Origin of the sequence: Subtercola boreus, assembly GCF_006716115.1 — a bacterium.
GTDB classification, from domain to species: Bacteria; Actinomycetota; Actinomycetes; order Actinomycetales; family Microbacteriaceae; genus Subtercola; species Subtercola boreus.
In genome coordinates, this window is record NZ_VFOO01000001.1 from 2,045,236 (window position 1) to 2,070,723 (window position 25,488).

Genomic DNA, 25,488 nt, shown 5'->3' on the forward strand with positions numbered 1-25,488 from the left:
TCAACCCTTCGAGGTTACTGCCCGAGCAGTGCCGTGCAGACAAGGAACTCCTGTGCTCAAACGCCTCAGCCGCAACATCCCGAACCTGCACCTCGCTCTCATGCTCGCCCTGACCTTCTCGACCGGGGTCGTGGATGCCGTCGGCTACCTGGGCCTCGACCGTGTCTTCACGGGCAACATGACGGGAAACGTCGTCATCCTCGGCATGGCGCTGGCCGGCGCGGACGGGCTGCCCGTGATCGGGCCGGTGATCGCCCTGCTGAGCTTCATGCTCGGCGCCGTGATCGCCGGGCGGGTACTGCGACCGATCAAGGAAGGCTGGACGCATCGGAGCACCACGCTCCTGACGGTGGTGGCCGTCATCATGGTCGGGCTCGCGATCGCGCTGCTGGTCTACGGCGGCACTCCCCCGCAGCCGCAGGAGTACATCGTGACGACGTTCCTCGCGATCGCGATGGGCATCCAGGCCGGTACGGCGCGGCACATCGGCGTGAAGGACGTGACGACGGTGGTCGTGACCTCCACCATCACCGGGTTCGCTGCGGACTCGCGGCTGGCTGGTGGGAAAGGTCAACCGTGGTTCCGGCGGGCGGCGGCGATCATCCTCATCGCCGCCGGCGCGGGGGTCGGCGCGCTGCTGCTCCGCCTCGGGCTCGGCTGGGGCGTGTCGCTCTCGGCGCTCATCACGGTGATCGTCGCCGTGCTCGGCCACATCGGCGCAAAGCACTCGCGCGTTCCCGACGCCACCGCCGTGAAGACCACGAACTAGGCGCTTGACACAGCCTTCAGTGACTTCGAGGCAGATGCTACAGTGAGCTATGTTCACTTATTCGTCTGCGCTACGCCCTCTTGCTCGCGGCGCCTCGCTGGTTGCGGTCCTGGCGCTTCTGGGAGCTGCATCGAGCGCTGCTGCCGCAACAGTCTCGTTCCGTTCGGCACCGCCCCTCTCTCTGGGCGGCACACCAGGCTCGCTGGTCATCGATGAAACGAGCAACACCGTCTATCTCCGAAATTCGTCGCTCGGAACCTTCAGCGCGATCGACGGCGAGAAACGTGTTGTGTCTGGCCAGGTCGGGGTCGACAACGCGGCATCTGGTGTGGCCATCGATCCGAGCCGAGGCCTTGCCGTCGTCACGACGCGGAGTGGCCTGGTCGACTTCGTCGACATCGGAACGATGACCCTCTCAGGAACCCCGCTGATGCTCGGGGAGGAGCCCGCTGGCGTCGTCATAGACGCTGCGGCAGGTGTCGCATTTGTTGCGACGGCCAAGAACAACGCTGTATCTGTGATCGACCTCGACACACGGACGGTGTTGGGCACCCCCATCACCGTGGGAGTGAACCCCGGGCCCATGGCGCTCGACTCCCGGGCCGGAGTCGTGCTCGTTGCGAATCGCGGCGACGCAACTGTCAGTGCTATCGACACCGGGTCCAGAAAAGTTGTCGGAAAACCCGCAACCGTGGGTGCCCAACCACTCGGTATCGCCATCGACTCCGCACGCGGCCTGGCGTACGTGACAAGCAACGCCGCTGGATCTGTGACGGTCATCCGGGTCGGAGACGTCGCACCCCTCGCCACCTTCTCGAACGTCGGATCGAACCCGCTCGGTATTGCCATCGATCCGGACACGGGCCGCATCTTCGTCGGGTCATACCTCGATTCGACCGTGACGGTCATCGATCCTGACACGAGGAAGCCTGTAGATGTGATCAAGACGGGCCTTCAGCCCATCTCTGTCGCATTCGACTCCCGCCACCACGTTCTCTACACCACCAATGAAAATGGTGGAACGCTCAGCGTGATCGATGAGATGCTCAGCCCGTCACTGGTCGATGCCGCACTCCCGGGGTGCTCCACCGGCGAGAGATACAGCTTTCAGCTTGCGGCATCGGGGTACCCGCATCCGCAGTTCAGACTCGGTTCGGGCGAATTGCCCGCCGGCCTGACTCTCTCCCCGGGTGGGCTGATAGAAGGCCCGTGCGGCAAGGCCGGGGCGAGTGCATTCACGATCGTCGCCGGGAACGGCGCCTCGCCCGATGCGACAGCGGAATTTCAGATTCTGGTCACGGGCTCCTTCACGACGACTGCCCCGAGCCCAACTGAGGGGACAAAAAGCGTTCTCCCTCCCTCCGCCAACGGCGGCGAACTCGCCCACACCGGAGGCCACGAGCTGGCACTGAGTCTCGTCGGGATCTTTTTGGGCTGTTTCGGCCTTCTGTGCGTAGTCCTGCGCAGGGCGAAGTCGTTCGGCAAGTGACCCCGCATACCCTCATTGGGTGGCACGAGGGCGGCGGAGCTTCTGGCAGTGCGGGCAGAAGTGCGAGGAACGGTTCATGAAGGCGGCGCGCACGATGAGGTGGCCGCAACGCGGGCAGGGCTTTCCCTGCTGGCCGTAGGCGTTCAGGCTGTGCGAGAAGTAGCCGGAGGCTCCGTTCACGTTGACATACTGGGCGTCGAAACTGGTGCCGCCCTCGGCGAGGGCTTTCGTCAGCACCAGCCGCACCTCGGCGAGGAGTCGCCGGGCGACGCGGGGGCCGAGCGACGAGGTCGGCTGCTCGAAGTGCAGTTTCGCCGCCCAGAGCGCTTCGTCGGCGTAGATGTTGCCGATGCCGCTGACGAGGGTCTGGTCGAGGAGCGCCCGTTTGATCCCGGTGTTCTTCCGATTGAGGGCCGCGAAGAACGTGGTCTCGTGGAACGCCGGGTCGAGGGGGTCGCGCGCGATGTGCGCGACCTGGCTGGGGATGAGCGCCGCCCACGCCGGGTCGAGTGACGTGGCTCCCGCGAAGCCGGCAGGGCGGGCATCCGGAGTCGGAACGAGTTCATCGACGGCCATGGACCCGAAGATGCGCTGGTCGACGAAGTTCACCCAGAACTCGCCGAGAGTCGGATGCTCGATACTGAGCCGGATGCGGAGCAGTCCGTCTTCGACCGCCCCGGGCGCCCGCAGCAGCACCTGCCCGCTCATGCCGAGGTGGGTGACGAGGGCGCGGCCGGACGAGAGGGGGAACCACAGGAACTTTCCGCGGCGCACGGCGGCGAGCATCCGGTGCCCGGCGAGGAGGTCGGCGAACGGTCCGGCGAGCACGCTGTGCCGCTTCAGGGAACGCACGTCGAAGATCTCGACGCCGGTGATGAGCGACCCCGTCACGGCGGGTTCGAGGCCCGCGCGCACGACCTCGACTTCGGGAAGTTCGGGCACTAGGCGGTGGCCGGGCTGCCGGGCAGAGGCGCGCCGACGGCCTCGGCGCTCGGCGCCAGCAGCAGGTGCGCGCGCCGGGCGGCAATCGACTCGGCCTGCTTCTTGCTCGACCCCTCGCCCGTGGCGCTGACGAGAGTGCCCACGGTCACGGTCGCGATGAAGGTCTTGCGGTGGTCGGGGCCGCTCTCGGCGATCTCGTAGACCGGGGCGTCGTCGCCGAGGGTGGCCGCGAGCTCCTGCAGGCTCGTTTTGGGGTCCATCGATTCGCCGAAGGTGTCGGGATTCGCGATCAGCGGTTCGACGAGACGCAACACGAGCGCGGTGGCGACGTCGCCGCCGAGCCCGAGGTAGGTGGCACCGATCAGGGCTTCGACGGTGTCGGCGAGGATCGAGGCCTTGGCCCGGCCGCCGGTGAGGTCTTCACCCCGGCCGAGCAGGATGAACGCACCGAGCCCGATCGTCCTGCCGACGCCCGCAAGAGCGACGGTGCTCACCAGGCTGGCGCGGCGTTTCGCGAGTTCGCCTTCGCCGAGCTCCGGGTACCGGGTGTAGAGCATCACGGTCACGGCCTGGCCGAGGATCGAGTCGCCGAGGAACTCGAGGCGCTCGTTCGTGGGCACGCCGCCGTTCTCATAGGACCAGGAACGGTGGGTCAGCGCGAGGTTCAGCAGGTCATCCGGAATGGCGATCCCAAGGGTCGACAAAAGGTGCGCCCGGTCGGGCTGTGCAGTCGTCTTGCTCACTGCATCACTCCGATCGAACGCACCCCGTCAGACATCGCCGAAACCCCGGCGGCAGATTCATCTGCGTCGCCCAGCGGGCGCACCAGAGAAAATGCTAAACGTCAGCGACCTTGCGGCCCTTGTACTCCAGGAACAGCGCGGTGCCGGCGGAGTCTTCGACAACCTTCGCGCGGTGCGGGAGGCTGTAGGTGGTCTTGCCGTTCTCGATGGTCTTCACCAGGGTCGGCGCGGTGGCCTTCCACTGTGCGCGGCGCATGCGGGTGGACGCCCGCGACATCTTCCTCTTGGGTACAGCCATGAGCTAACTCTTTTCTCTCTCGGTGGGGCTCGCAGACGGAGTCACACCGTCGGTTGCCGTGTCTGTGGAGGCTTCTGTGATCTTCGGTTCTGAATCAGGTGCAGCGTGCGCACCCGAGCCGGTCTGGCCGAGCAGCCCGGTCAGCGCCGACCAGCGGGAATCGAACTCTTCCTGCGGGACACGCTCGGGCAGGTCGTCCAGCCGCTCACCCGTGACCGGGTCGAGTCCTGGGCAATCTGGCCGACAAACCGGCTGAAACGGGAGTGCGAGAACAACCGCATCCCTGATCAGTGGTTCGAGGTCGATGTGGTCGGCCTGAACCTGATAATCAAAAGCTTCGTCAAGAGAATACGCGAAAAGCTCCGCAAACTCGACTCGAACCGGCAATTCGATGTCCCGGAGGCAGCGACCGCACACTCCCACAGCCTCGGTGTCGACCCTGATGGTCGCCAGAATGCCGTCGTGGAGGCTCTCGAGCCGGGCGTCGATCTCGAGCGTCTCACCGGCCTGTACGGCGACGAGGCCCTCACCCATCTTCTCCGGTACAACGATGTCGAGCTCGCGTTCGCGGAGCTCGCCGGGCACGTGCATCAGGTCCCAGACATTGACCGTGAACGGGGTCTTGTTGAATTTGCTCACTGAGAGAGTTTACCCGGTGGTGGGAGCTGCCGGGCGGGGTTCGCCTCACGGATCGCATCGGCTTCGGTGCGGAGGTGCTCTGCGACGGTGCGGACGGCGAGGCGCTCGGCCCGGTCGGGGCGCATGAGGGCGTAGATGTGCCGCTCGGCGCGCATGCCGGAGAGGGGCTTCAGCGCGATGCGGTGCATGGTGTCGGAGGTCAGCGCGGTGTAGCGCGGCAGGATGGCGATGCCGAGGCCCGCCGACACCAGGGACTCCGTGACGCGGGTGTCGGCGAAACGCTGCACGATGTTGACCGGGGCACCGGCCGCAGCCGAGATGTCGTACAGGGTGCGCTCGAAGGGGTACCCCCACGGCACCCCGATCCACTGCTCGCCGATCAGGTCGGCGGGGCTGACGCTGACTTCACCGGCGAGCGGATGCCCGGGGGGAAGTGCCACGTCGAGGGGTTCCGTCATCAGGTGCACGACGCTGAGGCCACGCCCGTACCAGAGCGAGGGCGGGCGGGTCGGCGCGTGGGCGACCACGATGTCGAAGTCGTTGGTCAGGTCGGGAAAGCCTTCGGAGACGGGATCGCGGTCGCTGGCGTGCAGCGTCAGGCCGGACTGCGCCGCGAGCCGGTGCAGCACTCCGGGCAGGAGCATCTGTCCACCGGTCGGGAAGGTCGCGAGCGACACCTCACCGGTCGGGTCGTGGCGGAACTCGTCCCAGAGCGCGTCGGCACGCTCGAGGGCGATGGCGACATCCGTGGCGCTCCGGGCGAGGGCGCGGCCGGCATCGGTGAGAACGATTCCGCGGCCGGCCTTCTCGGTGAGGGGAAGGCCGGCCTCGCGTTCGAGCACCCGCAGCTGCTGCGAGACGGCCGAGGGGGTGCGGTGGGTCGCCCGGGCGACCTCGGTGATGCTGCCCCGCTCCGCGAGCTCGCGGAGCAGTTCGAGCCGGCGTACGTCCATGAAGCAACGCTACCGGGTCGGGCCCGGATGTGGTGGCAGGGCTGTCAGGCGAGCACCGCTGTCAGGCGAGCACTGCTGTCAGGCGAGCACCGCTGTCAGGCGAGCACCGCTGTCAGGCGAGCACCGAGATCGACGCGAAGGCCTCGTCGTAGATGGCGAGCGCCTGGGCGACCTCCGCGTCGGTCACCACGCAGGGCGGCACCACGTGCAGCCTGTTGTCGGCGAAGATCGGCAGGAGCCCGAGCGAGAGCAGCTTGGCCTTGAGCGCGCCGATCGTCGCCTGCGGGAGAGGTTCCCGTGTGGCAGGGTCGGCGACCAGGTCGAGCGCCCAGAAGACCCCGATCCCCCGCACCTCGCCGATGACATCGTGCTTCTCGGCCAGCGCGCGGAGCCCGGGGCCGAGCACGTCGCGGCCGATGCGTTCGGCGTTCGCGACGATCCCCTCGTCGGCCATCGCGTCGAGCGCGCCGACGATGGAGGCCATGGCCAGTGGATGCCCGGAGTAGGTCAGCCCGCCGGGGAACACGGTGTCCTCGAACGCCTCAGCGATGTACGGCGGGATGATGACTCCGCCCACCGGCACGTAACCCGAGTTGACCCCCTTCGCGAAGGTGATGAGGTCGGGAACGACCGTCTCACCCTCGACGTCGCCGAGCGCCTGGAAGGCGAACCAGCCGCCCGCCCGCCCGAACCCGCACATCACCTCGTCGAAGATCAGGATGATGCCGTACCTGTCGCAGAGCGCGCGGACGCCCGCGAGGTAGCCGGGCGGCGGCACGAGGATGCCCGCGGTGCCCGGAATCGTCTCGAGCACGATGGCGGCGATACCCGAAGCGCCTTCGGAGACGATCACCCGTTCGAGGTGGTGGAGGGCCCTTACCGACTCCTCCTCGGGGCTCGACGACCAGAATTCCGAGCGGTACGCGTAGGGACCGAAGAAGTGGGCGTGGCCGCGGGCGTACTCGTTGGGCATCCGCCGCCAGTCACCCGTCGCGACGACCGCGGCTCCGGTGTTGCCGTGGTAGCTGCGGTAGGTCGAGAGGATCTTGTCGCGGCCGGTGTAGAGCCGGGCCATGCGGAAGGCGTTCTCGTTGGCATCCGCACCGCCGTTGGTGAAGAACACCTTGCTGAAGCCGTGGCCGGCCCGTTCGAGGATGCGCTGGGCGGCTCTGCCCCGCGCGAGATTCGCGGCCGCCGGTGCGATGGTGGTGAGCACCTCGGTCTGCGCCCGGATCGCCGCGGTCACGGCCGGGTGCTGGTGCCCGATGTTCACGTTGATGAGCTGGCTCGAGAAGTCGAGGTAGCGGTTGCCGTCGAAGTCCCAGACGGTGCTGCCGAGTCCGCCGGCGATGACCATCGGCTTCAGGGCGCCCTGCGCCGACCAGGAGTGGAAGACGTGCGCGCGGTCGAGTTCGTAGGCGAGCGTGCCGTCTTCGGGGTTGAGATCCATGAGTGGTGCCTTCTTCGTGTCGGGTGGTGGGCCGGGCATCCGGTGCTCGCCGCTAATGACGGCGACGACGGATGCCCGGCCCAGGTAGATCGGGTTCTACTTGCCGCCCTCGGTGAGGGTGACGGTGAGGGGCTTGTAGGAGGTTCCGGTGACGTCGACTCCTTCGGCCTTCAGCGCATCGAGCGCCTTCTGCACGTAGGTGTTGGTGTAGGCGTCGGAGTCGGGCTCCTTGGTGATGACGGTCGTCCCTTCGAGATTCTTGGCCGTCATGGCCACATTGACGGTCTGCTTCCACGATGCTTCGTCGACGATGCCGACGCCGGCAGCAGACGGCCAGATGAGCTTGTTGATCTCATTGGTCTGCCAGAGCTGGTGGCTTGCGCCGAGCTGCGAGCCCTTGGCCACGACGATGGCGGATGCCTTCTCGGGGTTGTCACGGGCATAGATCCAGCCTTTCAGGGCCGCCGTGAGGAACTTCACGGTCTGGTCCTGGTACGCCTGGTCGCTGTTCAGCTTCTCGGTGTTCGCCCAGATCGCGTCCTGGAGCATCGCGGTGCCCTCGGTGTTCCAGTCGATCACGTTGAGGTCGCTCGGCTGGTACAGCTTGCCGGTCGCCGGGTTCATGGTCTCGAGGATCTGCGCGTACTCGTTGTAGGTCTCGGCCTGCGCCGCGTCGATCGACCCGTCGAGGAGACCCGACTCGTCGAACGCCTGCTGCACGAGCTTCACGTCTGTGGCGGGGTCGAGGCCCGCCTTCGTGATGCCGGCGAACATCTCGAACTCGTTGCCGTAGCCCCAGTTGCCGACGGTCTTGCCCTTGAGGTCGGCGGCCGTCGTGATGTTCTTGTCGGCCATCGACACCTGCAGGGTGCCGGACTTCTGCAGGATCTGGGCGACATCCGTGATGCCCGCGCCCTGCTCCCGTGAGGCGAGGGCCTTGGGAACCCAGGCGACCGCGTAGTCCACCGCGCCGTCGGCGAGCTGGGTCTGCGGAACGATGTCGGTTCCGCCCTCGACGATGGTGACGTCGAGGCCCTCGTCGGCGAAGTACCCCTGGTCGAGCGCTGCGTAGTAACCGGCGAACTGCGCCTGCGTGAACCACTGCAGTTGCAGCTTCACGGGGGTCAGGGCGCCCCCGCTCGAGGTGGCGGTGTCGCCGGTGCTCGAGGAGCTCGAACATCCGCTCAGGATGAGGGCTGCCGACGCGGCGATGGCCGCCGCGCCGAGGGTGATGCGTCTGCTGTGCTTCATCTTTCCTCCGTTGATCTGTGTGCTGGACAGGTTGTGCTGGTGCGGTGGTGCTGGTGAAGGTCGTGCGGTGTGAAGGGTCGTGCGGGTGGAACGTTCTCAGGCCCGGCGGCGGCTCGCGAGCCGCTCGAGCAGCAGGGTGACGCCGTAGAAGACGAGCCCCAGGATGATCGCCCCGAACACGTACGCCCACGCCCGGGGGTAGGCGCTGTTCGCGGCGGCGGAGGTGATGCGGGAGCCGAGACCGTTCTGCAGGCCGCCGAAGTACTCGGCGACGATCGCGGAGATCACCCCGAGAGGCGCCGCGATACGGAGGCCGGTGAAGATGAAGGGCACGGCGCCCGGCAGGGTGACGGTGCGCGTGAGCTGCCAGTTCGAGGCGGCGTACGCGCGCATCAGGTCGCGGTGCACCGGCCTGACCTGGCGGAGGCCGCGCAGGGTGTTGATGAAGATCGGCGCGAAGACGACGATCAGCACGACAATGCGCCGCGGGGTGTCGGAGGTCGATCCGAACATCGTGTTCAGGATGGGCGCGAGGGCGACGATGGGCACGACGGCCACGGCCGCGACGATCGGCACGATCATCCGGTCGAAGATCGTGACCCGGGAGGCGAGAAGGGCCAGCACGACGGCGAGGATGGCGCCGAGCACCAATCCGATCAGGGCGTTCAGGCCGGTCGCGAGGAGCGAGGACCAGAGCAGCGGGAAGACGATGAAGATCTGGCCGGCGATGTCGGTCGGGCTCGGCAGCAGGTAGGGCTTGATGTCGAAGGCGACCACGGCGAGCTGCCAGAGGAGGAGGAAGACCACGCCCAGCACGACCGGGGGAAGCACCGAACGCGCCACCGAGCGGCGGGCCGCCCCTCGACCGGGGTTCGCACCGCCACCGGAGTTCGCAGCGGCGGCGGACGGAGCGGTCGCAATGGCGGCAGCGGCGACGGTGTCCGTCATCGGATGTCCGCCCCGAGAGGAGCGACGGGCGAGCCGTGGAGCGCCTCGCGCACGGCGGTCACGCCGGCGAAGAACGCCGGGTTCTCACGCAGGGAGTCGCTTCGCGAGGTACCCGGACCGAGATCCACCGACACGATGTCGACGATGCGACCCGGGCGGGGCGACATCACGACGACCCGGTCGGAGAGGAAGACGGCCTCGGGGATCGAGTGCGTCACGAAGACGACGGCCGCGCCCGTCTCGGAGCAGATGCGCACGAGCTCCTGCTGCATGCGCTCGCGGGTCATCTCGTCGAGGGCGCCGAACGGTTCGTCCATCAGCAGCAGTTTCGGCCGTTCGGCGAGCGAACGCGCGATGGCCACACGCTGCTGCATGCCGCCCGAGAGCTGGTCGGGGAAACGGCTCCGGAAGTCGGTGAGCCCGACGAGTTCGATCAGTTCCTCTGCCCGCGCCGCGCGTTCGGCCTTGCCCACGCCGTGCAGCTCGAGAGGCAGTTCGATGTTCGCCTGCACGGATCGCCACGGCAGAAGTCCCGCGCTCTGGAAGGCGATGCCGTATTCCTGGTCGAGCCGGGCCTGCCGCGCCGATTTGCCGAAGACGAGGATCTCGCCGCTCGTGGCGGAGTCGAGGTCGGCGATCAGGCGGAGGAGGGTGCTCTTGCCGCAGCCCGAGGGACCGATCAGCGACACGAACTCCCCCGGCTCGACGGTGAGGTCGATGCCGGTGAGCGCCTGCACTTCGGCGCCCTTCGCCACGGTGAAGATCTTGCCGGCCTGGCGCACAGAGATGGCCGGCAGAGCGGCGGCGTCCGGGGTGGTCGTGGTGGTGTGGGCAGTGTCGGTCATGAGGCCGCCTCCTGTCGGTTGAAACGCTTGAGGGTGAGGCCGATCAGCGCGACGATGCCCGCCGAGACGAGCCCGAGCACGACCGCACCGGCGATCGGTGCGTACGCCTTGGCCGGATCGGAGGTTCCGGACTGCGCGAACTCGATGATCATGCGCCCGATGCCGCCCTTGTAGCCGGTCGAGACCTCGGCCACCACCGTTCCCACGATGGCACTCGCGGCCCCCAGCCGGAGGGCCGGCAGGAGGTAGGGCACGCTTGCGGGCAGACGGAGCTTCAGGAGCGTGCGAAACCAGCCCGCGTTGTAGGTGCGCATCAGCTCGACGTGGATCGTGTCGGGCGACTGCAGCCCGCGGAGCGCGCCGACGGCCACCGGGAAGAACGCCAGGTATGAGGCGATGACGGCCACAGACATCCACCGGTCCCAGGAGAAGGCGCCGATCTGGATCTTGCCGCCCCAGGCCACGATCACCGGGGCCAGGGCGATGAGCGGGACGGTCTGGCTGAGGATGAGCCAGGGCAGCACGGCCCGCTCAGCGACCTGCAGGCGCTGCATGAGCAGGGCGATCAGGAAGCCGACGACGGATCCGATGGCCCAGCCGACCGCTGCGACGCCGAGGCTGGTCAGAGCCGCGCCGATGACGGCCACCCAGACCGGCGGGGAGCCGGCGGCGGTGTTCACCGGCTCGATCGCCCGGGACAGCATGTCGACGAGGTGCGGCATCGAGCGGTCGTCGGTCTTCGGCAGGATGCTCGTGTCGAACAACACCACGCCGCCGGGCGGTCCCACCGCCTTGTAGCCCTCCCAGAGCAGCGCGAGCACGACGACTCCGAGCAGCCCCCAGAGCAGGGCGCTCCAGCGTCGGCGCGCCCGATCCGCTCCCGATGTCATCGTCATGCGGTCGCCGTGATGTGCTCTCGCATCGCTGGGATGACGGCCTCGCCGTAGACACGCAGGGTCTCCTCCTTGTTGTCGTGCTGGAGGTAGCCGGCGAACTGGTCGACGCCGAGCTCCTTGAGAGCCTTCAGCTTCTCGATGTGCTGGTCGGCCGTGCCGAGCAGGCAGAAGCGGTCGACGATCTCGTCGGGAACGAAGTTCGCGTGCTCGTTGCCGGCGAGGCCGTGCTGGTTGTAGTCGTAGCCCTGGCGGGACTCGATGTAGTCCGTCAGCGCCTTCGGCACGTTCGAGTCGGTGCCGTACTTCGACACGATGTCGGCCACATGGTTGCCCACCATGCCACCGAACCACCGGCACTGGTCGCGCATGTGCTCCCAGTCGTCGCCGATGTACATCGGGGCGGCCACGCAGAACTTGATCGACATCGGGTCGCGCCCTGCCTTCTCTGCCGCATCGCGGACGGTCTTGATCATCCATTCGGCGATGTCGACGTCGGCGAGCTGCAGGATGAAGCCGTCACCGACTTCGCCGGTGAGCTTGAGGGCGAGCGGGCCGTAGGCCGCAACCCACACCTCGAGTTCGGAACTGCGGCTCCACGGGAACTGCACGGTCGCCCCGTTGTACTCCACCGGGCGGCTGTTCGCGAGCTCACGGATCACGTGGATCGACTCCCGCAGGGTCTTCAGCGTGGTCGGTGCGCCGTTCGTCGTGCGCACCGCCGAGTCGCCACGGCCGATGCCGCAGATGGTGCGGTTGCCGTACATCTCGTTGAGGGTGGCGAAGATGGATGCCGTCACCGTCCAGTCGCGGGTCGCCGGGTTCGTCACCATCGGGCCGACCTTGATGCGGTGCGTCTCGTTGAGGATCTGGCTGTAGATGACGTACGGCTCCTGCCAGAGCAGGTGCGAGTCGAACGTCCACGCGTAGTCGAAGCCGTGCTGCTCGGCGAGCTTCGCGAGCGCGAGGGTGCGCGACGCCGGCGGGTGGGTCTGGAGTACTGCTCCGAATTCCATGTGGTGCTGCTTCCTGCAAGGGGTGGTCGGGTTCATACGCGACGCCGGGCGGGGACCGGCGTCGCCAGTGGTTCAGATCAGATATTGGCTCAGGCCGCGCTTGAAGTACTTGCCGTCACCCTTGGTGCCGAGGTAGGAGTTGTCGTCGACGATGACCTTGCCGCGGGAGATGACGGTGTCGACGTGCCCGTCGATCTCGTAGCCCTCCCAGGCCGAGTAGTCCATGTTCATGTGGTGCGAACGGCCCTCGCCGACGCCGATCGAGGTGTGCCCGTTCGGGTCGTAGATCACCACGTCGCCATCGGCCCCGGGCTGGATGACGCCCTTCTTGCCGTACATGCCGAACATGCGCGCGGGCGTGGTCGACGTGAGTTCGACCCAGCGCGGCAGGCTGATCTCGCCCATCACCACACCCTGGTAGATCAGGTCCATGCGGTGCTCGACCGAGCCGATGCCGTTCGGGATCTTCGAGAAGTCGCCGATCCCCATGTCTTTCTGACCCTTCATGCAGAAGGGACAGTGGTCGGTGGAGATGATCTGCAGGTCGTTCGTGCGGAGGCCCTGCCACATGTGGTGCTGGTGACCCTCCGCACGCGACCGGAGCGGCGTCGAGCACACCCACTTGGCGCCTTCGAAGTCGCCCCACTGCTCACTGGATGCCCCGAGCTGCTCCTCGAGCGACAGGTAGAGGTACTGCGGGCAGGTCTCTGCGAACACGTTCTGGCCGCGGTCGCGGGCGATGGCGATCTGCTCGACGGCCTGCTTGGCGCTGACATGGACGATGTAGAGCGGCGCACCCGTGAGGTTGGCGAGCATGATCGCGCGGTGGGTCGCCTCCTCCTCGGCCTGCCACGGGCGCGTGGTGCCGTGGAAGTACGGGGAGGTGTCACCCCGGGCGATGGACTGCTGCACGAGCAGGTCGATGACGCTGCCGTTCTCGGCGTGCATCATCATCAGCGCACCGTTCTCGCTCGCCCGCTGCATCGCCTTGACGATCTGCCCGTCGTCGGAGAGGAACACGCCCTTGTAGGCCATGAAGAGCTTGAAGGAGCTGACGCCTTCGTTCAGCAGCTCATCCATCGCCGTGAGCGACGAGTCCTGCACGTCGGAGAGGATCTGGTGGAAGCCGTAGTCGATGGCGCAGTTGCCCGCGGCCTTCTGGTGCCAGAGCTGGTACTGGTCGAGGATGTTCTCGCCCGCGTACTGCACCACGAAGTCGACGATCGAGGTCGTGCCGCCCCAGGCCGCTGCCCGGGTTCCCGTCTCGAAGGTGTCGCTCGCGAAGGTGCCGCCGAACGGCATCTCCATGTGCGTGTGCGCGTCGATGCCGCCCGGGATGACGTACTTCCCCCGCGCATCGATGACGCGGTCGACGTTGGCTGCGACATCGAAGCCGAGCAGGGCCGAGCCCGGGGCCAGCACGGCGGCGATCGTCTCGCCGTCGATCAGCACGTCAGCGCTGGCGACGCCCGTGGCGTTCACCACAGTGCCGTTGGTAATGAGTGTCTTCATCGATTCGCCTCTCTCGTTCTGGTCGACCTACGGCTTGGGGATCGAGGTGTACGACTCGGGCCTCCGGTCGCGGTAGAACTGCCAGTCGTCGCGCATCTCCCGCACCAGGTCGAGCTCGAGGTCGCGCACCAGGATCTCCTCAGAGGTACCGGATCCGCGATCCCCCACGAAGTTGCCACGCGGGTCGATCACCTGGCTGGTGCCGTAGAAGTCGACGGCGAGGTCGCCGTACTCGTTGTCTTCGCGGCCGACCCGGTTGGGCTGCAGCACGAAGTAGCCGTTCGCGACCGCTGCAGCAGGGCCCTCGACCTCCCAGAGCCGGTTCGACAGCCCGGGCTTCGTGGCGTTCGGGTTGAACACCATGTGCGCGCCGTTCAGGCCCAGCTCGCGCCAACCCTCGGGGAAGTGGCGGTCGTAGCAGATGTACAGGCCGATCTTGCCGACCGAGGTGTCGAAGACGGGGTAGCCCATGTTGCCGGGGCGGAAGTAGAACTTCTCGAAGAACCGGTCGACGTGCGGGATGTGGTGCTTCCGGTACTTGCCGAGGATCGTGCCGTCGGCTTCGACGATCACGGCGGTGTTGTAGTAGACGCCCGTGATGTCCTCTTCGTAGATCGGCAGGATGATCACGAGGTTCAGCTCTTTGGCGAGCGCGGCGAAGCGCTGCACGATGGGGCCGTCGGCCGGTTCGGCGTAGTGGTAGTACTTCTTGTCCTCGGTGATGCCGAAGTAGGGTCCGTAGAAGAGTTCCTGGAAGCAGATGACCTGGGCTCCCTCGGCCGCCGCGTCACGCGCGAACTGCTCGTGCTTCTGGATCATGGACTCTTTGTCGCCGGTCCAGGTGGTCTGCGTGATCGCTGCCCGTACAACCGCCATGGGTGATATTCCTTTCGAAGCCCGTTTTGTTATTATTCGAGCTGAACATTTCTCTTGTGTTTCAGACTGTGACGCAGGCGTAAAAATAAGTCAAGAGGTGTGGATGATCGACCAGATCGTCGGGGCTGTGGAGAACAGGACACCCGAAGCCATCGCCGCCGCCGTGTCCCGGCTGATCCGGTCGGGAAGCATCGCCTCGGGCGACCGGCTGCCCACCGTGAGGGACCTCGCCCGCGCCCTCGGCGTCAGTCCCGCGACCGTCTCGAACGCCTGGCAGGCGCTCGCCGGGGTCGGCCTCATCACCTCCCGCGGACGTGCGGGCAGCTTCGTGCTGAAGGCCGGCACGACCTGGATGCCGACCCACTTCGCCGAACTCGCTGGCACCCACGTCGAAGCCCGACTCGACCTGTCCTCGGGAACGCCCGATCCGGCGCTCCTCCCCTCGCTCGGCGCGGCCCTCGCCCGCGTGCCGGCCCGCGCGGATACGTCGAGCTACCTCACCCAGCGTGTTCTCCCCGAACTCGAACGCCAGCTCCGGGCATCCTGGCCCTACCGCGCGGAAAGCCTGACGATCCTCGACGGAGCACTCGACGCGATCTCCCGCTCGCTCGACGTCGTTGTGCGCTACGGCGACCGGGTGCTGGTCGAAGAACCGTCGTTCCCGCCGTTCTTCGACCTGCTCGAACAGTTCGGGGTCGAACGCGTGCCCGTGCAGATCGACGCGCATGGGATGAGACCGGATGCCCTGGCCGCCGCCCTCAGCACGAACCCGGCCGCGATCATCCTGCAGCCGCGCGCCCACAACCCGACCGGCGCGTCGATGACCGCGGAGCGCGCCGAGGAACTGGTGCGGGTGCTGAGGGCGCACTCGCACCTGACCGACCCGGTCATCATCGAGGACGACCACTCGGCGGAGATCAGCTCCGCCCCGGCCCTCAGTCTCGGCTCCTGGCTGCCGCACCGGGTGCTGCACATCCGGAGCTACGCGAAGTCGCACGGGCCGGACCTCCGCATCGGAGCGCTCGCCGGCCCAGCGGCGCTGGTCGACCGTATCGTGGCGCGCCGGATGCTCGGGCCGGGGTGGACCTCGCGGATGCTGCAGGTCATCCTGTTCGAACTGCTCACCGCGCCGGAATCGGTGGCGCAGGTGCGGCTGGCGCGGAACACCTACCGGGAACGCCAGCAGGCGCTGGCCGCGGCCCTCGATCGACATGGACTCGAGGTGGCGAGCGCCGACGGCATCAACCTCTGGTTGCCGGTACGGGACGAACGGTCGGCGATCGTGTCCCTCGCTGCGAGCGGGATCCGGGTTGCGGCGGGCACGTCCTTCCAGCCCGCGAACGAACCGGGACCGGCACAGCGCCCGTTCGTGCGGGTGACAGCGGGACTGGTGCAGAACGACGTGCACGAGGTCGCGGCGCTGCTGGCAGCAGCCGCGCTCGGTGAGGGGCCGGCCGGGGCGCTCCGGGCCTGAGCAGGGCGCCCGCCGGGGCTGGCAGGCCGTTCGCCGGGGCTGGCAGGGGTGTCGGGAGCCCTCCCTAGACTGGAACGCATGCGCTTCGGAATCGTCATCCTGCCCCAAGAGACCTGGGCCGAGGCCCGCCCGAAATGGCAGGCCGCCGAGCAGTTGGGCTTCGACCATGCGTGGACGTACGACCACCTCTCCTGGCGGTCGCTGGCGGACGAGCCGTGGGGCGCGACGGTGCCGACACTGACGGCCGCCGCCACGGCCACCACGACCATCCGGCTCGGCACCTTCGTCTCGTCGCCGAACTTCCGGCACCCCGTGCCGTTCGCGAAGGAGGTCGCCACGATCGACGACATCGCGGGCGGCCGGTTCCTGCTCGGCATCGGTTCGGGCGGCACCGGGTTCGACGCGTTCGTCCTCGGCCAGCAGCAGCTCACCCCGCGCCAGCGCCACGAACGGTTCGCCGAATTCGTCGAGCTGGCCGACCGTCTGCTGCGGTTCGAGCAGGCTCCGGATGTCGCGGCGGAGGCCGGGACATCCGGAATCAGCTTCGACGGCCGGTGGTACACCGCGCACGAGGCCCGGATGGTGGGTCGGCCCGCGCAGCAGCCGCGCGTTCCGTTCGTGCTCGCGGCCAACGGGCCGAAGGGTCTCGCGCTGGTCAGCCGGTTCGGGCAGGGCTGGGTCACGACCGGGGCAGACGGGGCTGTCGGCGAGGACTGGTGGGGCGCCGTCGAGACGCTGGTGCGCCGACTGGAGGATGCCGCGGCGGCAGACGGGCGGGACCCCGGCACGATCGACCGGTACCTGTCGCTCGACTCGGGCGGCCAGGCGTCACTTGCGAGCGTGGGGGCGTTCGAGGAGATGGTGGGGCGGGCATCCGGGCTCGGCTTCACCGACGTGATCACGCACTGGCCGAGGCGGTCGGGCATCTATGCCGCCTCGGAGGCGGTGCTGGAAGAGGTGGCAGCCCGGCTCGACGGGTGGCGCTGAGCGCCGACGGCACCCGATGCGGGTGGCGCTCAGGGCGGAGTGGCGTCGAACTCGCGGTCGAAGTGGGAAAATCAAGCGTGAAGATAACCGTGTTGGCTGGTGGCGTCGGTGGAGCGAAGTTCCTGCGGGGGCTGAGACAGCACCTGAGGGAGACCCTGCCCGACGGCCGGGGCGGCACGACGGCCGTCGTCACCGTGGTCGTCAACACCGGCGACGACCTCTGGCTCACCGGGCTCCGGGTCTGCCCCGACCTCGACTCCATCATGTACACGCTCGGCGGGGCGAACGACGAGGTGCGCGGCTGGGGGCGACTCGGTGAATCCGAGCGGGTCAGCGCCGAGCTGACCGCCTACGGAGTGGGCTGGCCCTGGTTCACTCTCGGCGACCTCGACCTCGGCACACACATCACCCGCTCGCACCTGCTCCGCCAGGGGCTGACGCTCAGCGAGGCGACCGCCGAGATCACGGCACGTTGGAACCTCGGCGTCACGCTGCTGCCGATGAGCGACCAACCGGTCGAGACGCATGTGGTGGTGGCCGACGACGGTGCGGCCGGGGCTGGCGGGTCCGACACCCGCACCGACACCCGCACCGGCACTCGCACCATGCACTTCGAGGAGTGGTGGGTGCACTACCGCGCCTCCCTCCCGGCACTGCGATTCGAACAGCACGGACTCGAATCCGCAACAGCGGCGCCGGGTGTCGTGCAGGCCATCCTCGACGCCGACGTCGTGCTGGTCGCCCCGTCGAACCCCGTGGTCTCGATCGGCACGATCCTGCCGGTGCCAGGCATCCTCGAGGCCCTGCAGACAACCGCGGCGCCCGTCGTCGGGGTGTCTCCGATCATCTCGGGCTCGCCGGTGCGGGGCATGGCGAAGGCCTGCCTCGACGCCATCGGGGTGCCGGTCGCCGCCGACGCGGTGGGGCTGCACTACGGCTCCCGGTCGGGCGCGGGCGGCGGCTTCCTCGACGCCTGGTTGATCGACGAGTCGGATGCCGCCCTGGCTTCCGGGATCGAGGCGGCGGGGATCCGGGTGAGTGTCGTACCGCTCTGGATGAGCACTGTCGAACTGGCGACGGCCCTCGCAGCCGACGCGCTGGCGGCGGCCCGGCCCGCCCTGGCGGTCTAGCGCCGCTCCGGCCCGGTTTCGCCGCTGCCGCCCCCGGAACTGTGGGCCCGGCCGTCATCGGAGCCCGCGCTCTGGCCGGGGCTCGAGCCCGCGTGCTGGCCACGTTTGGAGCCCGCACGCTGGCCATGTTCAGAGCCCGCTCGCTGGCCGTCTCCAAGGCCCGCACCCTGGCCGCTCGCGCGCGCGAACATCCGTTCGACGACCTCGACCGGCCGTTCGATGTGCCCGAAATGGCCGGCATCGTCGAGAACGCCACCCTCGAAATCGGGGATCGTCGCCGCGAGCCGTCCCTCGTCGTCGTCGGCCACGAAGACGTCGCTGCTTCCCGTGAGCGAACGCACCGGGCACCGGATGCCCGCCCAGCGCCGCACGTCGTACTCCCCCGCACGCGCCGACGCCAGCGCGAACGCCCGGGGCCGCGCCTCGGTGGCGAGCGCGGCATACACGCTCGGCCCGATCCGTGCCGGGTGCGCGAAGAGCGGTGCCATCGACAGCCGGAAGAACCGGGTCGGCCCGATCGCCGCCACGAACCGGGTGCCGGCCGAGCCGAGGCTAGCGAGCGTGCGCATCACCACGAGCATCCCGACAAAACCCGGCAGGCTGCGGAGCGACCGGAGCGGGTGGCGCACGGCGAGCGCGACACCGAACGTGGTCGGAGAGATGAGGACCACCCGCTTCGTGGCGGTCTTCTCCCGAGCGGCGAGTTCGAGGGCGACGAAGCCGCCGAGGGAGTGGCCCACGATCATCCACCCGTCGTAACCGAGGGCCCGGGCGACCTCGGCCACCGAGGATGCCACCGCCTCGATCGTGCGGTCTTCGGGGCGCCCGGCGAGGGCGGAGGCGCCCCAGCCGGCGAGGTCGGGGATGATGAGGTCGTCGAGGCGGTCGACCGTGCCGGTGGCGGCGACGAGGTCCGCGGCTGCGAGGAGCGGAGTGAACGTGCTCCACGAGCCTGCGGCGCCGTGCAGCAGGATGGTCGCCCACGCTCCGGCGCGGCCCGAACGGCGGCCGTGCCGCACGGTGATCGGACCGGCGACAGTGTCGATGACGGAGGTGACGAGCTCGAAAGCGGCCGGGTCTGCGGTGACGTCGAAGAACCCGTAGTCGCTCGCGGAGGGGGAAGACGCTACAGGTGTCACGTGGGGTGTTCGCAGCCATCGCCGATAAGGAAGGGATCTCACCGTTGCCTGAGTTTTTGTCAGCTACCGTAGACTGGAACCATGGCAACTGATGACGTGGTCTACCGGAGCCTCCTCGGCGGGCAGCAGGCCGAGATCTCCCTCGTCGACGCCGCGACCCGCACCTTTCGCCTGACGGTTGACGGAGTGCCGCAGTCGCAGGTCTGCCTGGCAGACCCGGCACTCGTGGACTTCGACTACGTGCGTCACATCGCGCGCCTCATCGACGCGCAGGCCGCGAAGGGTGTACCGCTGACCTGCGCGCACCTCGGAGGCGGCGCGCTGACTCTGCCGAGATATGTGGGCGCGACCCGGCCGGGATCCGTGCAGTATGTCGTGGAGTCGGAGGCCGAGCGCACCACCGACCTGCTCGGCATCCTGCCGCTGCCCGAGGGGTGCGATGTGCGCTTCCTGTTCGGCGATGCGCGGGAGATCGTCGACGGCAACGGCCCGCGCTCCAGCTTCCCGTGGCGGAACGCCGACGTCACGGTCGTGGACCTCTGGGCGGGCTCGACCGTCGTCTCCCGCGTCGCGAGCCTGGAGTTCTATGCCCGACTCGCCCGGATATGCTCATCGGACGGGGTTCTCGCCGTGAACCTGCCCGACGGCAGGGAGTTCCACTACACCCGCGGCCAGGCGGCCGCCCTCAGCACACTCTTCGCGCATGTCGCTGTTGCCACGGACGGTCGGATTCTCGAAGAACCACTCCTCGGAAACGTGCTGGTGATCGCCTCGAACAGTCCACTCGACGCCCTCGAGCAGCCCGGATGGCCGGTCGGCGACCACAATCCTCCGTACGTGCTCATCGGCGACAGGCTCCGGCAGTGGATCGCCGGCGCCCCGCCCCTGACAGACAGTGACGCCACCGACTCCCCATCGCCCTGACAGGAGATAGCACTGACAGGAGATAGCACTGACGGGAGCTAGCACTGACGGGAGATCGCGTCGGCGACGTGTGCGACTACGGTCGCGGCGTGGGCTTCATGGTTCCCATCGGTGTCACCTCCACTCGGGTCGGTCCAGCCCGGCGGGCCGAACTCCAGAGTCGACTATATCTCAGTTCATCAGCCGGCGTCCGCCGCGGTGGGTCCCTCCGCGCGCAATGCCCGCCGGGTGTGCTCTCCGGCGGTCGCATCGACGGACGAGAGGTCTGACGGCGTGTCCACGTCACGACGGAGAGTCGAGGTGAGCGGCACCTCGAGCGGCACAAGGCCGGCCGCCGCGTGCGCCGCCGCCGATCCGATCCCGAACTGCGGAACCAACGAAACACCCGGCCGCGCGGTGATCGTGGTCGTGCCGACACCCTCGAAGTCGGCGACGAAGGCGGCTGGATGCTCGGCGGCGGCCCGCAACGCGCTGTCGACGTCTGCGGTGGTGAGCGAGGGGAGGTCGGCGGTGATCGCTGCGACCGGCGCTCCGGGGTGACGTCGTCGCGCCTCGGTGAGGCCGGTCGCAATGGCGACGTTCAGCCCCTCACCAGGATCCGCCAGAATGCGTGCGCCGAGCTCCGCGAGCGCAGCCGCCGACTCGGGGTCGCTCGTCACCACGATGATCTCCCCCACCAGCGCAGAGGCCGACAGAGCGCCGACGGCGTCCAGCGCGAAGGCGAGCGCCAGGCGCCGGCGCACCAGCACCGTCGCGGGCAGTTCCGCGAGCCGGGACTTCGACAGGTCCGTTCCCTTGACGGGAACGACGACGCTCCACTGCATCACGGATGCACGGCCGGGCCGGCCACACCAGACGGATCGGCCCCACCAGAGTGACCACCCAGACCGGCCCGGCGCCCGGCCTCGAACCCCTCGGCGTAGCCGGCAGCGCGCCCCTCGGCGAACCCTGCAGCCCGCCCCTCGGCGAGCGCTTCGTCGGTCCCGAGCCGGAACATGTCGGTCGGCCCGGTGCGGGTCAGCGCCCTCGCCGGCGTGTCGAGCGTCTCGACGACAAAGGCCGACAGCCCGCGCACCAATGCCACGGGCATCCCGCTCGCCTTGCCCTTCACCAGATCTGCGGCAGCCGTGATCTCGTCGGCGACCGCCATCTGAGTGACCTCGAGGGTCTGCCCGAAACTGTCGACGCCCCCACGCAGGTCATCGACGACCAGCACACCTGCTGAGCCGATGGCCGCATCGGTCTGGCCCTCCCGCCAGGCGCGCCCGAGAGTGTCGGACACGAGGATGCCCACCCGCACTCCGAGCCGCTCGCGGAGTGCGGCGGCCAGCCGCCGGGCCGAGGCATCGGGGTCGACAGGCAGCAGCAGGACGGTGCCGGCGGGGGTGTTGCTCGCGTCCACCCCGGCCGCGGCCTGCACGATGCCCAGACGGTTCTCGACGATGCGGGTCACACCCCCGGGGTGCGTGCGGGTGGCGACCACGCGCACGGTCTCGGCGGTGATCGCGTCTTCCCGGTCATCCGCCCGCACCGAACGCCCCTCGGCCTTCGAGACGATCTTGCTCGTCACGACGAGGATGTCGCCGTCTTCGACGTCGAGCCCCTGCCCCGCCAGAGCGTCGGCAATGAGCTCGTCGAGCGAATCTCCCGCCACGACCTCGCCCATGCCCGCGACGGCATACACCTGGATCATCGTCATGCCGGCGGTCGGCAGCTCAGGAACCGGCATGGCAGGACCCTGCATTCCCAGCGGCCGGCACGCTCAGCGCGGGGACTGCAGGAACTCGGCGACCACCTGCGGCACGTAGGGTGCGACGTCTCCGCCGAGGCCGGCGACCTGGCGCACCAGGGAACTCGACACGTGCGCGTGCGCCGGGTCGGGCAGCAGGAAGACCGTCTCGACGCCCGAGAGGTTGCGGTTCACGATGGCCATCGGCGTCTCGTAGGCCACGTCGACCTGCGACCGGATGCCCTTCACGAGCACCTTCGCGCCGACCTCGACGCAGTAGTCGACCAGCAGCCCGACGCTCCACGAGGTGACGACGATATTGCCCGGCAGGCCACCATCGACGATCGCCCGCTGGATGAGGGAGACGCGCTGGGCGATCGGCAGCAGGGCCGACTTGTCGGGGTTGTGCACGACCAGCACGTGCACCTGATCGAAGATGCCGGCGGCACGACCGATCACGTCGAGGTGGCCGAGGGTCACCGGATCGAACGAACCGGGGACGACCGCAATGGTGCTCATGCGTTCAGGTTACCAAGAAGCGATGTCAGCTCTTGGCCAGGAACGCACGGTCGTTCTCGTCGAGTCGGCGTGCGAGGGCAGCTCTCAGCTCCGGATGACCGGCGAGCCCGGCATCGGCTTCGAGCACTTCAGCGGCCGCCTGCCGCGCCTCGCCGATGAGGTCACCGTCGCTGACGACCCTCAGCAACCGGAGGGAGGACCGGCCGCCCGACTGGTTGCTGCCGAGCACGTTGCCCTCGCGGCGGAGCTCGAGGTCGATCTGGGCGAGCTCGAAGCCGTCGAGGGTGGAGGCGACGGCATCCACCCGCTCGCGGCCGAGCGTTTCGAGCGGAGCGTTCGTCACGAGCAGGCAGAGGCCGGGCACACCGCCACGCCCGACGCGCCCCCGGAGCTGGTGCAGTTGGGAGACGCCGAACCGTTCGGCATCCAGAACGACCATGGTGGAGGCGTTCGGCACGTCGACACCGACCTCGATGACGGTGGTGGCCACGAGCACATCGATCTCGCCCGCGGCGAAGGACTGCATGATCCGGTCTTTCTCCTCGCCCGTCATGCGGCCGTGCAGGGCTTCGATGTGCGCCTTCGCGAGGAGGGGGTTGGCGCGGAGGTCGACCAGGACGGCCGACACGGCGGCGAGCGGGCGCTTGGCTTCTGCCCCGCCCCCGTCAGCCCCGTCAGCGTCGTCGCCGACGAGGTCGTCGGCGTTCTCCACGACGGCCTGATCGATCGCCGGGCAGACCACGAAGGCCTGCCGCCCGAGCGCCAGCTCCTCCGCTGTACGCTCCCAGATGCGCGGCACCCAGCCGGGTTTCTCGGCGAGCGGCACCACGAAACTCGAAATGCCCTGCCGCCCGGCCGGAAGTTCGCTGATCGTCGAGATGTCGAGGTCGCCGAACACCGTCATCGCGACGGTGCGCGGGATCGGCGTGGCAGTGAGCACCAGCACGTGCGGCGGCTGGGCGCCCTTCGCGCGGAGCGTCTCACGCTGCTCGACCCCGAACCGGTGCTGCTCGTCGACGACGACCAGGCCGAGGTCGTAGAACTGCACGTTGTCGCTCAGCAGGGCATGGGTGCCGATCACGATCTTCGCCTGCCCCGACACCATCCGGAGGAGGGCCTTCCGCCGGGCGGCGACGGGGAGCTGCCCGGTGTGGAGGGTCGGCACCAGCTCGGCGGCGAGGTCGGGGCCGAGCGTGCGCACGATGGACCGGAGGTGCTGCGAGGCGAGCACCTCGGTCGGGGCCAGAAGCGCTGCCTGCCCGCCCGAGTCGGCGACGGCCAGCATCGCCCGGAGCGCCACCAGGGTCTTGCCCGAACCCACCTCCCCCTGCACGAGCCGGTTCATCGGCTCGCTCCGGGCGAGGTCGGCGCTGATCTCGCTGCCGACGAGCTGCTGGTCGCCGGTGAGCGTGAAGGCGAGGGCGCGGTCGAAACGTTCGAGGTAGCCGCCCGGTTTCGGCACCCGCGGCACGGCCTTCAGGGCATGCGCGGCCTGCCGCTGTTCGAGCAGCGCCATCTGGAGCACGAACGCCTCCTGGTACCGCAGGGCATCCCGCGCCCGCTTCCAGTCGGCGTCTTTCTGCGGACGGTGCACGAGTTCGAGCGCGGTACGGAAGTCGACGAGCCCGCGTTCGCTCCGCACGTCGACGGGCACCGGATCGCCCACAGCGCCCAGGGCATCCAGAACCAGTTCGACGGACTTCTGCACCTGCCAGCTCGCCATCGAACCACTCGCCGGATAGATGGGGATGGGCATCTCGGCCCACTTCTTCGCGGAAGCCGAGCCGGCGTCGAGGGTGAGGTCGTCGAAGAGCTCGTAGTCGGGATGCGCGAGCTGCAGTGCGCCCCGGTAGTCGGAGACCTTGCCGGTGAAGATTCCGCGCACCCCGGGCTTCAGCTCCCGTGCCCGCCAGGACTGGTTGAAGAAGGTGAGGGAGAGGATGCCGTGGCCGTCGGAGATCGAGACCTCGAGGATCGAGCCGCGGCGGGCCTTCATGCTGCGCTCCGACACCGAACGCACTTCGGCGACGATCGTGACGGTCTCGCCCTTCGGGAGTTCGTCGAGCGCGGTCAGCTCGCCGCGCCTGGCGTACCGGCGCGGAAAGTGGGCCAGCATGTCGGCCACCGTGCTGATGCCGAACGCCTTCTGCAGCGCACCCGCCGTGCGGCCGCCGAGGATCGCGGCGACCTTCGAATCGAGCGTCGCGCTGCCGCGCGGAACGCCGGGAGACGGCGGAACCTTCGCGATGTCGGGGTCGATGGGCGCGGCGAGGGCCGCTGCGGCACGGCTCGCCCTGCCGCCGGATGAGCCTTCCGCCGCTTGCATACGCCGATTCTAGGCGTCACCCCCGACAGCCGGGGGCGCTAGGGTTTCTCGAATGACCCGCATCATCGCCGGATTCGCCGGATCCCAGCGGCTCGCCGTTCCCCCGGCCGGCACCCGCCCGACCAGCGACCGGGTGCGCGAGGCCATCTTCTCCGCCCTCGAAGCGCGTGGCATCGTGACCGGCTCGGCCGTGCTCGACCTGTACGCCGGATCCGGAGCGCTGGGGCTCGAAGCCGCCAGCCGGGGCGCCGCCGAGATCACACTGGTCGAGAAGAACCCCGGGGCCGCCCGCGTCGCGAAGAGCAATGCGGCGGTCATCCAGAAGGCGGCCGCCGGCGCGGGGCCGCGGGGCGGACAGAAGCCGCGCATCCACGTCGCCACCCAGTCGGTCGCGCACTTCCTCGCAGCGACCGTGTCGACGTTCGACATCGTCTTCGTGGACCCGCCCTACGATCTGGCGGAGGACGAACTGGCCGAGGGGCTCCGGATGCTCGGCTCCCGGGTGACGCCCGATGCCGTGATCGTGGTCGAACGCGCCTCCCGCTCCCCCGAACCGACGCTGCCGCCGACGCTTGTTCTCGACCGGCGGAAGGACTACGGCGAGACGACGCTGTGGTGGCTCACGACGACCTGAGG

General features: G+C 68.7%; 25 protein-coding genes. 7 read left to right on the forward strand and 18 right to left on the reverse strand.

Annotation, left to right across the window (positions count from 1 at the left end; translation table 11 throughout):
• Nucleotides 1-52: 52 nt before the first annotated feature.
• Together FB464_RS09525 and FB464_RS09530 are read left to right on the forward strand one after the other, a co-directional pair.
• Nucleotides 53-769: a YoaK family protein gene (locus tag FB464_RS09525; RefSeq protein WP_246092999.1), complete on the forward strand. Its 717-nt coding sequence runs from the start codon at nt 53-55 to the stop codon at nt 767-769.
• 49 nt (nt 770-818) lie between these two features.
• Nucleotides 819-2,258, forward strand: a complete 1,440-nt coding sequence (locus FB464_RS09530; protein ID WP_116414078.1) for a YncE family protein — start codon at nt 819-821, stop codon at nt 2,256-2,258.
• Between the two features lie 12 nt (nt 2,259-2,270).
• On the opposite strand, the gene mutM is transcribed toward FB464_RS09530, so the two are convergent.
• From mutM to FB464_RS09595, 13 genes are all read right to left on the reverse strand, one after another.
• The gene (gene mutM / locus FB464_RS09535; protein ID WP_116414077.1) at nt 2,271-3,200 is read right to left on the reverse strand and encodes a bifunctional DNA-formamidopyrimidine glycosylase/DNA-(apurinic or apyrimidinic site) lyase; all 930 of its coding nucleotides are present in this window, start codon (nt 3,198-3,200) and stop codon (nt 2,271-2,273) included.
• Nucleotides 3,200-3,943 (reverse strand): ribonuclease III, encoded by a 744-nt coding sequence (gene rnc, locus FB464_RS09540; protein ID WP_116414076.1) that lies wholly within the window; start codon nt 3,941-3,943, stop codon nt 3,200-3,202. The genes mutM and rnc overlap by 1 nt, the downstream gene beginning before the upstream one ends.
• 94 nt (nt 3,944-4,037) lie before the next feature.
• The gene (gene rpmF / locus FB464_RS09545) at nt 4,038-4,241 is read right to left on the reverse strand and encodes a 50S ribosomal protein L32 (protein ID WP_116282206.1); all 204 of its coding nucleotides are present in this window, start codon (nt 4,239-4,241) and stop codon (nt 4,038-4,040) included.
• A gap of 3 nt (nt 4,242-4,244) precedes the next feature.
• Nucleotides 4,245-4,880 carry a YceD family protein gene (locus FB464_RS09550; RefSeq protein WP_116414075.1) on the reverse strand — a complete coding sequence of 212 codons (636 nt, stop codon included), beginning with the start codon at nt 4,878-4,880 and terminating at the stop codon, nt 4,245-4,247.
• On the reverse strand, nt 4,877-5,833 hold the full coding sequence (locus FB464_RS09555) for a LysR family transcriptional regulator (protein ID WP_116414074.1): 957 nt from the start codon (nt 5,831-5,833) through the stop codon (nt 4,877-4,879). Before FB464_RS09555 ends, FB464_RS09550 begins: the two co-directional genes overlap by 4 nt.
• Nucleotides 5,834-5,945: 112 nt before the next feature.
• A complete protein-coding gene (locus tag FB464_RS09560; protein ID WP_116414073.1) occupies nt 5,946-7,283 on the reverse strand; it encodes an aspartate aminotransferase family protein in 1,338 nt (445 codons plus the stop codon).
• A gap of 96 nt (nt 7,284-7,379) precedes the next feature.
• A complete protein-coding gene (locus FB464_RS09565; RefSeq protein WP_116414072.1) occupies nt 7,380-8,534 on the reverse strand; it encodes an ABC transporter substrate-binding protein in 1,155 nt (384 codons plus the stop codon).
• 96 nt (nt 8,535-8,630) lie between these two features.
• On the reverse strand, nt 8,631-9,482 hold the full coding sequence (locus FB464_RS09570) for an ABC transporter permease (RefSeq protein ID WP_116414071.1): 852 nt from the start codon (nt 9,480-9,482) through the stop codon (nt 8,631-8,633).
• The gene (locus FB464_RS09575; RefSeq protein WP_116414070.1) at nt 9,479-10,327 is read right to left on the reverse strand and encodes an ABC transporter ATP-binding protein; all 849 of its coding nucleotides are present in this window, start codon (nt 10,325-10,327) and stop codon (nt 9,479-9,481) included. Before FB464_RS09575 ends, FB464_RS09570 begins: the two co-directional genes overlap by 4 nt.
• The gene (locus tag FB464_RS09580; protein ID WP_116414069.1) at nt 10,324-11,223 is read right to left on the reverse strand and encodes an ABC transporter permease; all 900 of its coding nucleotides are present in this window, start codon (nt 11,221-11,223) and stop codon (nt 10,324-10,326) included. Before FB464_RS09580 ends, FB464_RS09575 begins: the two co-directional genes overlap by 4 nt.
• Nucleotides 11,220-12,236, reverse strand: a complete 1,017-nt coding sequence (locus FB464_RS09585; RefSeq protein WP_116414068.1) for a TIGR03842 family LLM class F420-dependent oxidoreductase — start codon at nt 12,234-12,236, stop codon at nt 11,220-11,222. The genes FB464_RS09580 and FB464_RS09585 overlap by 4 nt, the downstream gene beginning before the upstream one ends.
• Nucleotides 12,237-12,308: 72 nt before the next feature.
• Entirely contained in the window at nt 12,309-13,748 is a 1,440-nt protein-coding gene (gene hydA, locus FB464_RS09590) for a dihydropyrimidinase (protein ID WP_116414067.1), read from the reverse strand.
• A 27-nt stretch (nt 13,749-13,775) separates the two neighbouring features.
• Nucleotides 13,776-14,624, reverse strand: coding sequence for a nitrilase-related carbon-nitrogen hydrolase (locus FB464_RS09595; RefSeq protein ID WP_116414066.1), 849 nt, complete (start codon nt 14,622-14,624; stop codon nt 13,776-13,778).
• 103 nt (nt 14,625-14,727) lie between these two features.
• Here FB464_RS09595 and FB464_RS09600 point away from each other — a divergent pair, with 103 nt between their 5' ends.
• The 3 genes from FB464_RS09600 to cofD all read left to right on the forward strand — a co-directional run bounded on the left by FB464_RS09600 (nt 14,728) and on the right by cofD (nt 18,215).
• The gene (locus FB464_RS09600; protein ID WP_116414065.1) at nt 14,728-16,098 is read left to right on the forward strand and encodes an aminotransferase-like domain-containing protein; all 1,371 of its coding nucleotides are present in this window, start codon (nt 14,728-14,730) and stop codon (nt 16,096-16,098) included.
• 78 nt (nt 16,099-16,176) lie between these two features.
• Entirely contained in the window at nt 16,177-17,085 is a 909-nt protein-coding gene (locus FB464_RS09605) for an LLM class flavin-dependent oxidoreductase (RefSeq protein WP_116414064.1), read from the forward strand.
• A gap of 77 nt (nt 17,086-17,162) precedes the next feature.
• Nucleotides 17,163-18,215: a 2-phospho-L-lactate transferase gene (gene cofD / locus FB464_RS09610; RefSeq protein ID WP_116416479.1), complete on the forward strand. Its 1,053-nt coding sequence runs from the start codon at nt 17,163-17,165 to the stop codon at nt 18,213-18,215.
• Here the strand turns inward: cofD and FB464_RS09615 are convergent.
• Entirely contained in the window at nt 18,212-19,354 is a 1,143-nt protein-coding gene (locus FB464_RS09615) for an alpha/beta fold hydrolase (protein ID WP_170151873.1), read from the reverse strand. The two genes, cofD and FB464_RS09615, sit on opposite strands and share 4 nt — an antisense overlap.
• Before the next feature lie 81 nt (nt 19,355-19,435).
• On the opposite strand from FB464_RS09615, the gene FB464_RS09620 reads away from it, so the two are divergent.
• Complete coding sequence (locus tag FB464_RS09620) at nt 19,436-20,278, forward strand: spermidine synthase (RefSeq protein WP_116414062.1); 843 nt, start codon at nt 19,436-19,438, stop codon at nt 20,276-20,278.
• Between the two features lie 179 nt (nt 20,279-20,457).
• Here the strand turns inward: FB464_RS09620 and cofC are convergent, their stop codons facing one another.
• The 4 genes from cofC to FB464_RS09640 are packed head-to-tail and all read right to left on the reverse strand — an operon-like array spanning nt 20,458 to nt 24,852.
• Entirely contained in the window at nt 20,458-21,102 is a 645-nt protein-coding gene (gene cofC, locus FB464_RS09625) for a 2-phospho-L-lactate guanylyltransferase (RefSeq protein ID WP_116414061.1), read from the reverse strand.
• A complete protein-coding gene (locus FB464_RS09630) occupies nt 21,102-22,007 on the reverse strand; it encodes a coenzyme F420-0:L-glutamate ligase (RefSeq protein ID WP_246093000.1) in 906 nt (301 codons plus the stop codon). The genes cofC and FB464_RS09630 overlap by 1 nt, the downstream gene beginning before the upstream one ends.
• Nucleotides 22,008-22,040: 33 nt before the next feature.
• Complete coding sequence (gene coaD, locus FB464_RS09635) at nt 22,041-22,526, reverse strand: pantetheine-phosphate adenylyltransferase (protein ID WP_116414060.1); 486 nt, start codon at nt 22,524-22,526, stop codon at nt 22,041-22,043.
• 25 nt (nt 22,527-22,551) lie between these two features.
• A complete protein-coding gene (locus FB464_RS09640; protein WP_116414059.1) occupies nt 22,552-24,852 on the reverse strand; it encodes an ATP-dependent DNA helicase RecG in 2,301 nt (766 codons plus the stop codon).
• A 52-nt stretch (nt 24,853-24,904) separates the two neighbouring features.
• On the opposite strand from FB464_RS09640, the gene rsmD reads away from it, so the two are divergent.
• Entirely contained in the window at nt 24,905-25,486 is a 582-nt protein-coding gene (gene rsmD / locus FB464_RS09645; RefSeq protein WP_116414058.1) for a 16S rRNA (guanine(966)-N(2))-methyltransferase RsmD, read from the forward strand.
• Nucleotides 25,487-25,488 lie beyond the last annotated feature (2 nt).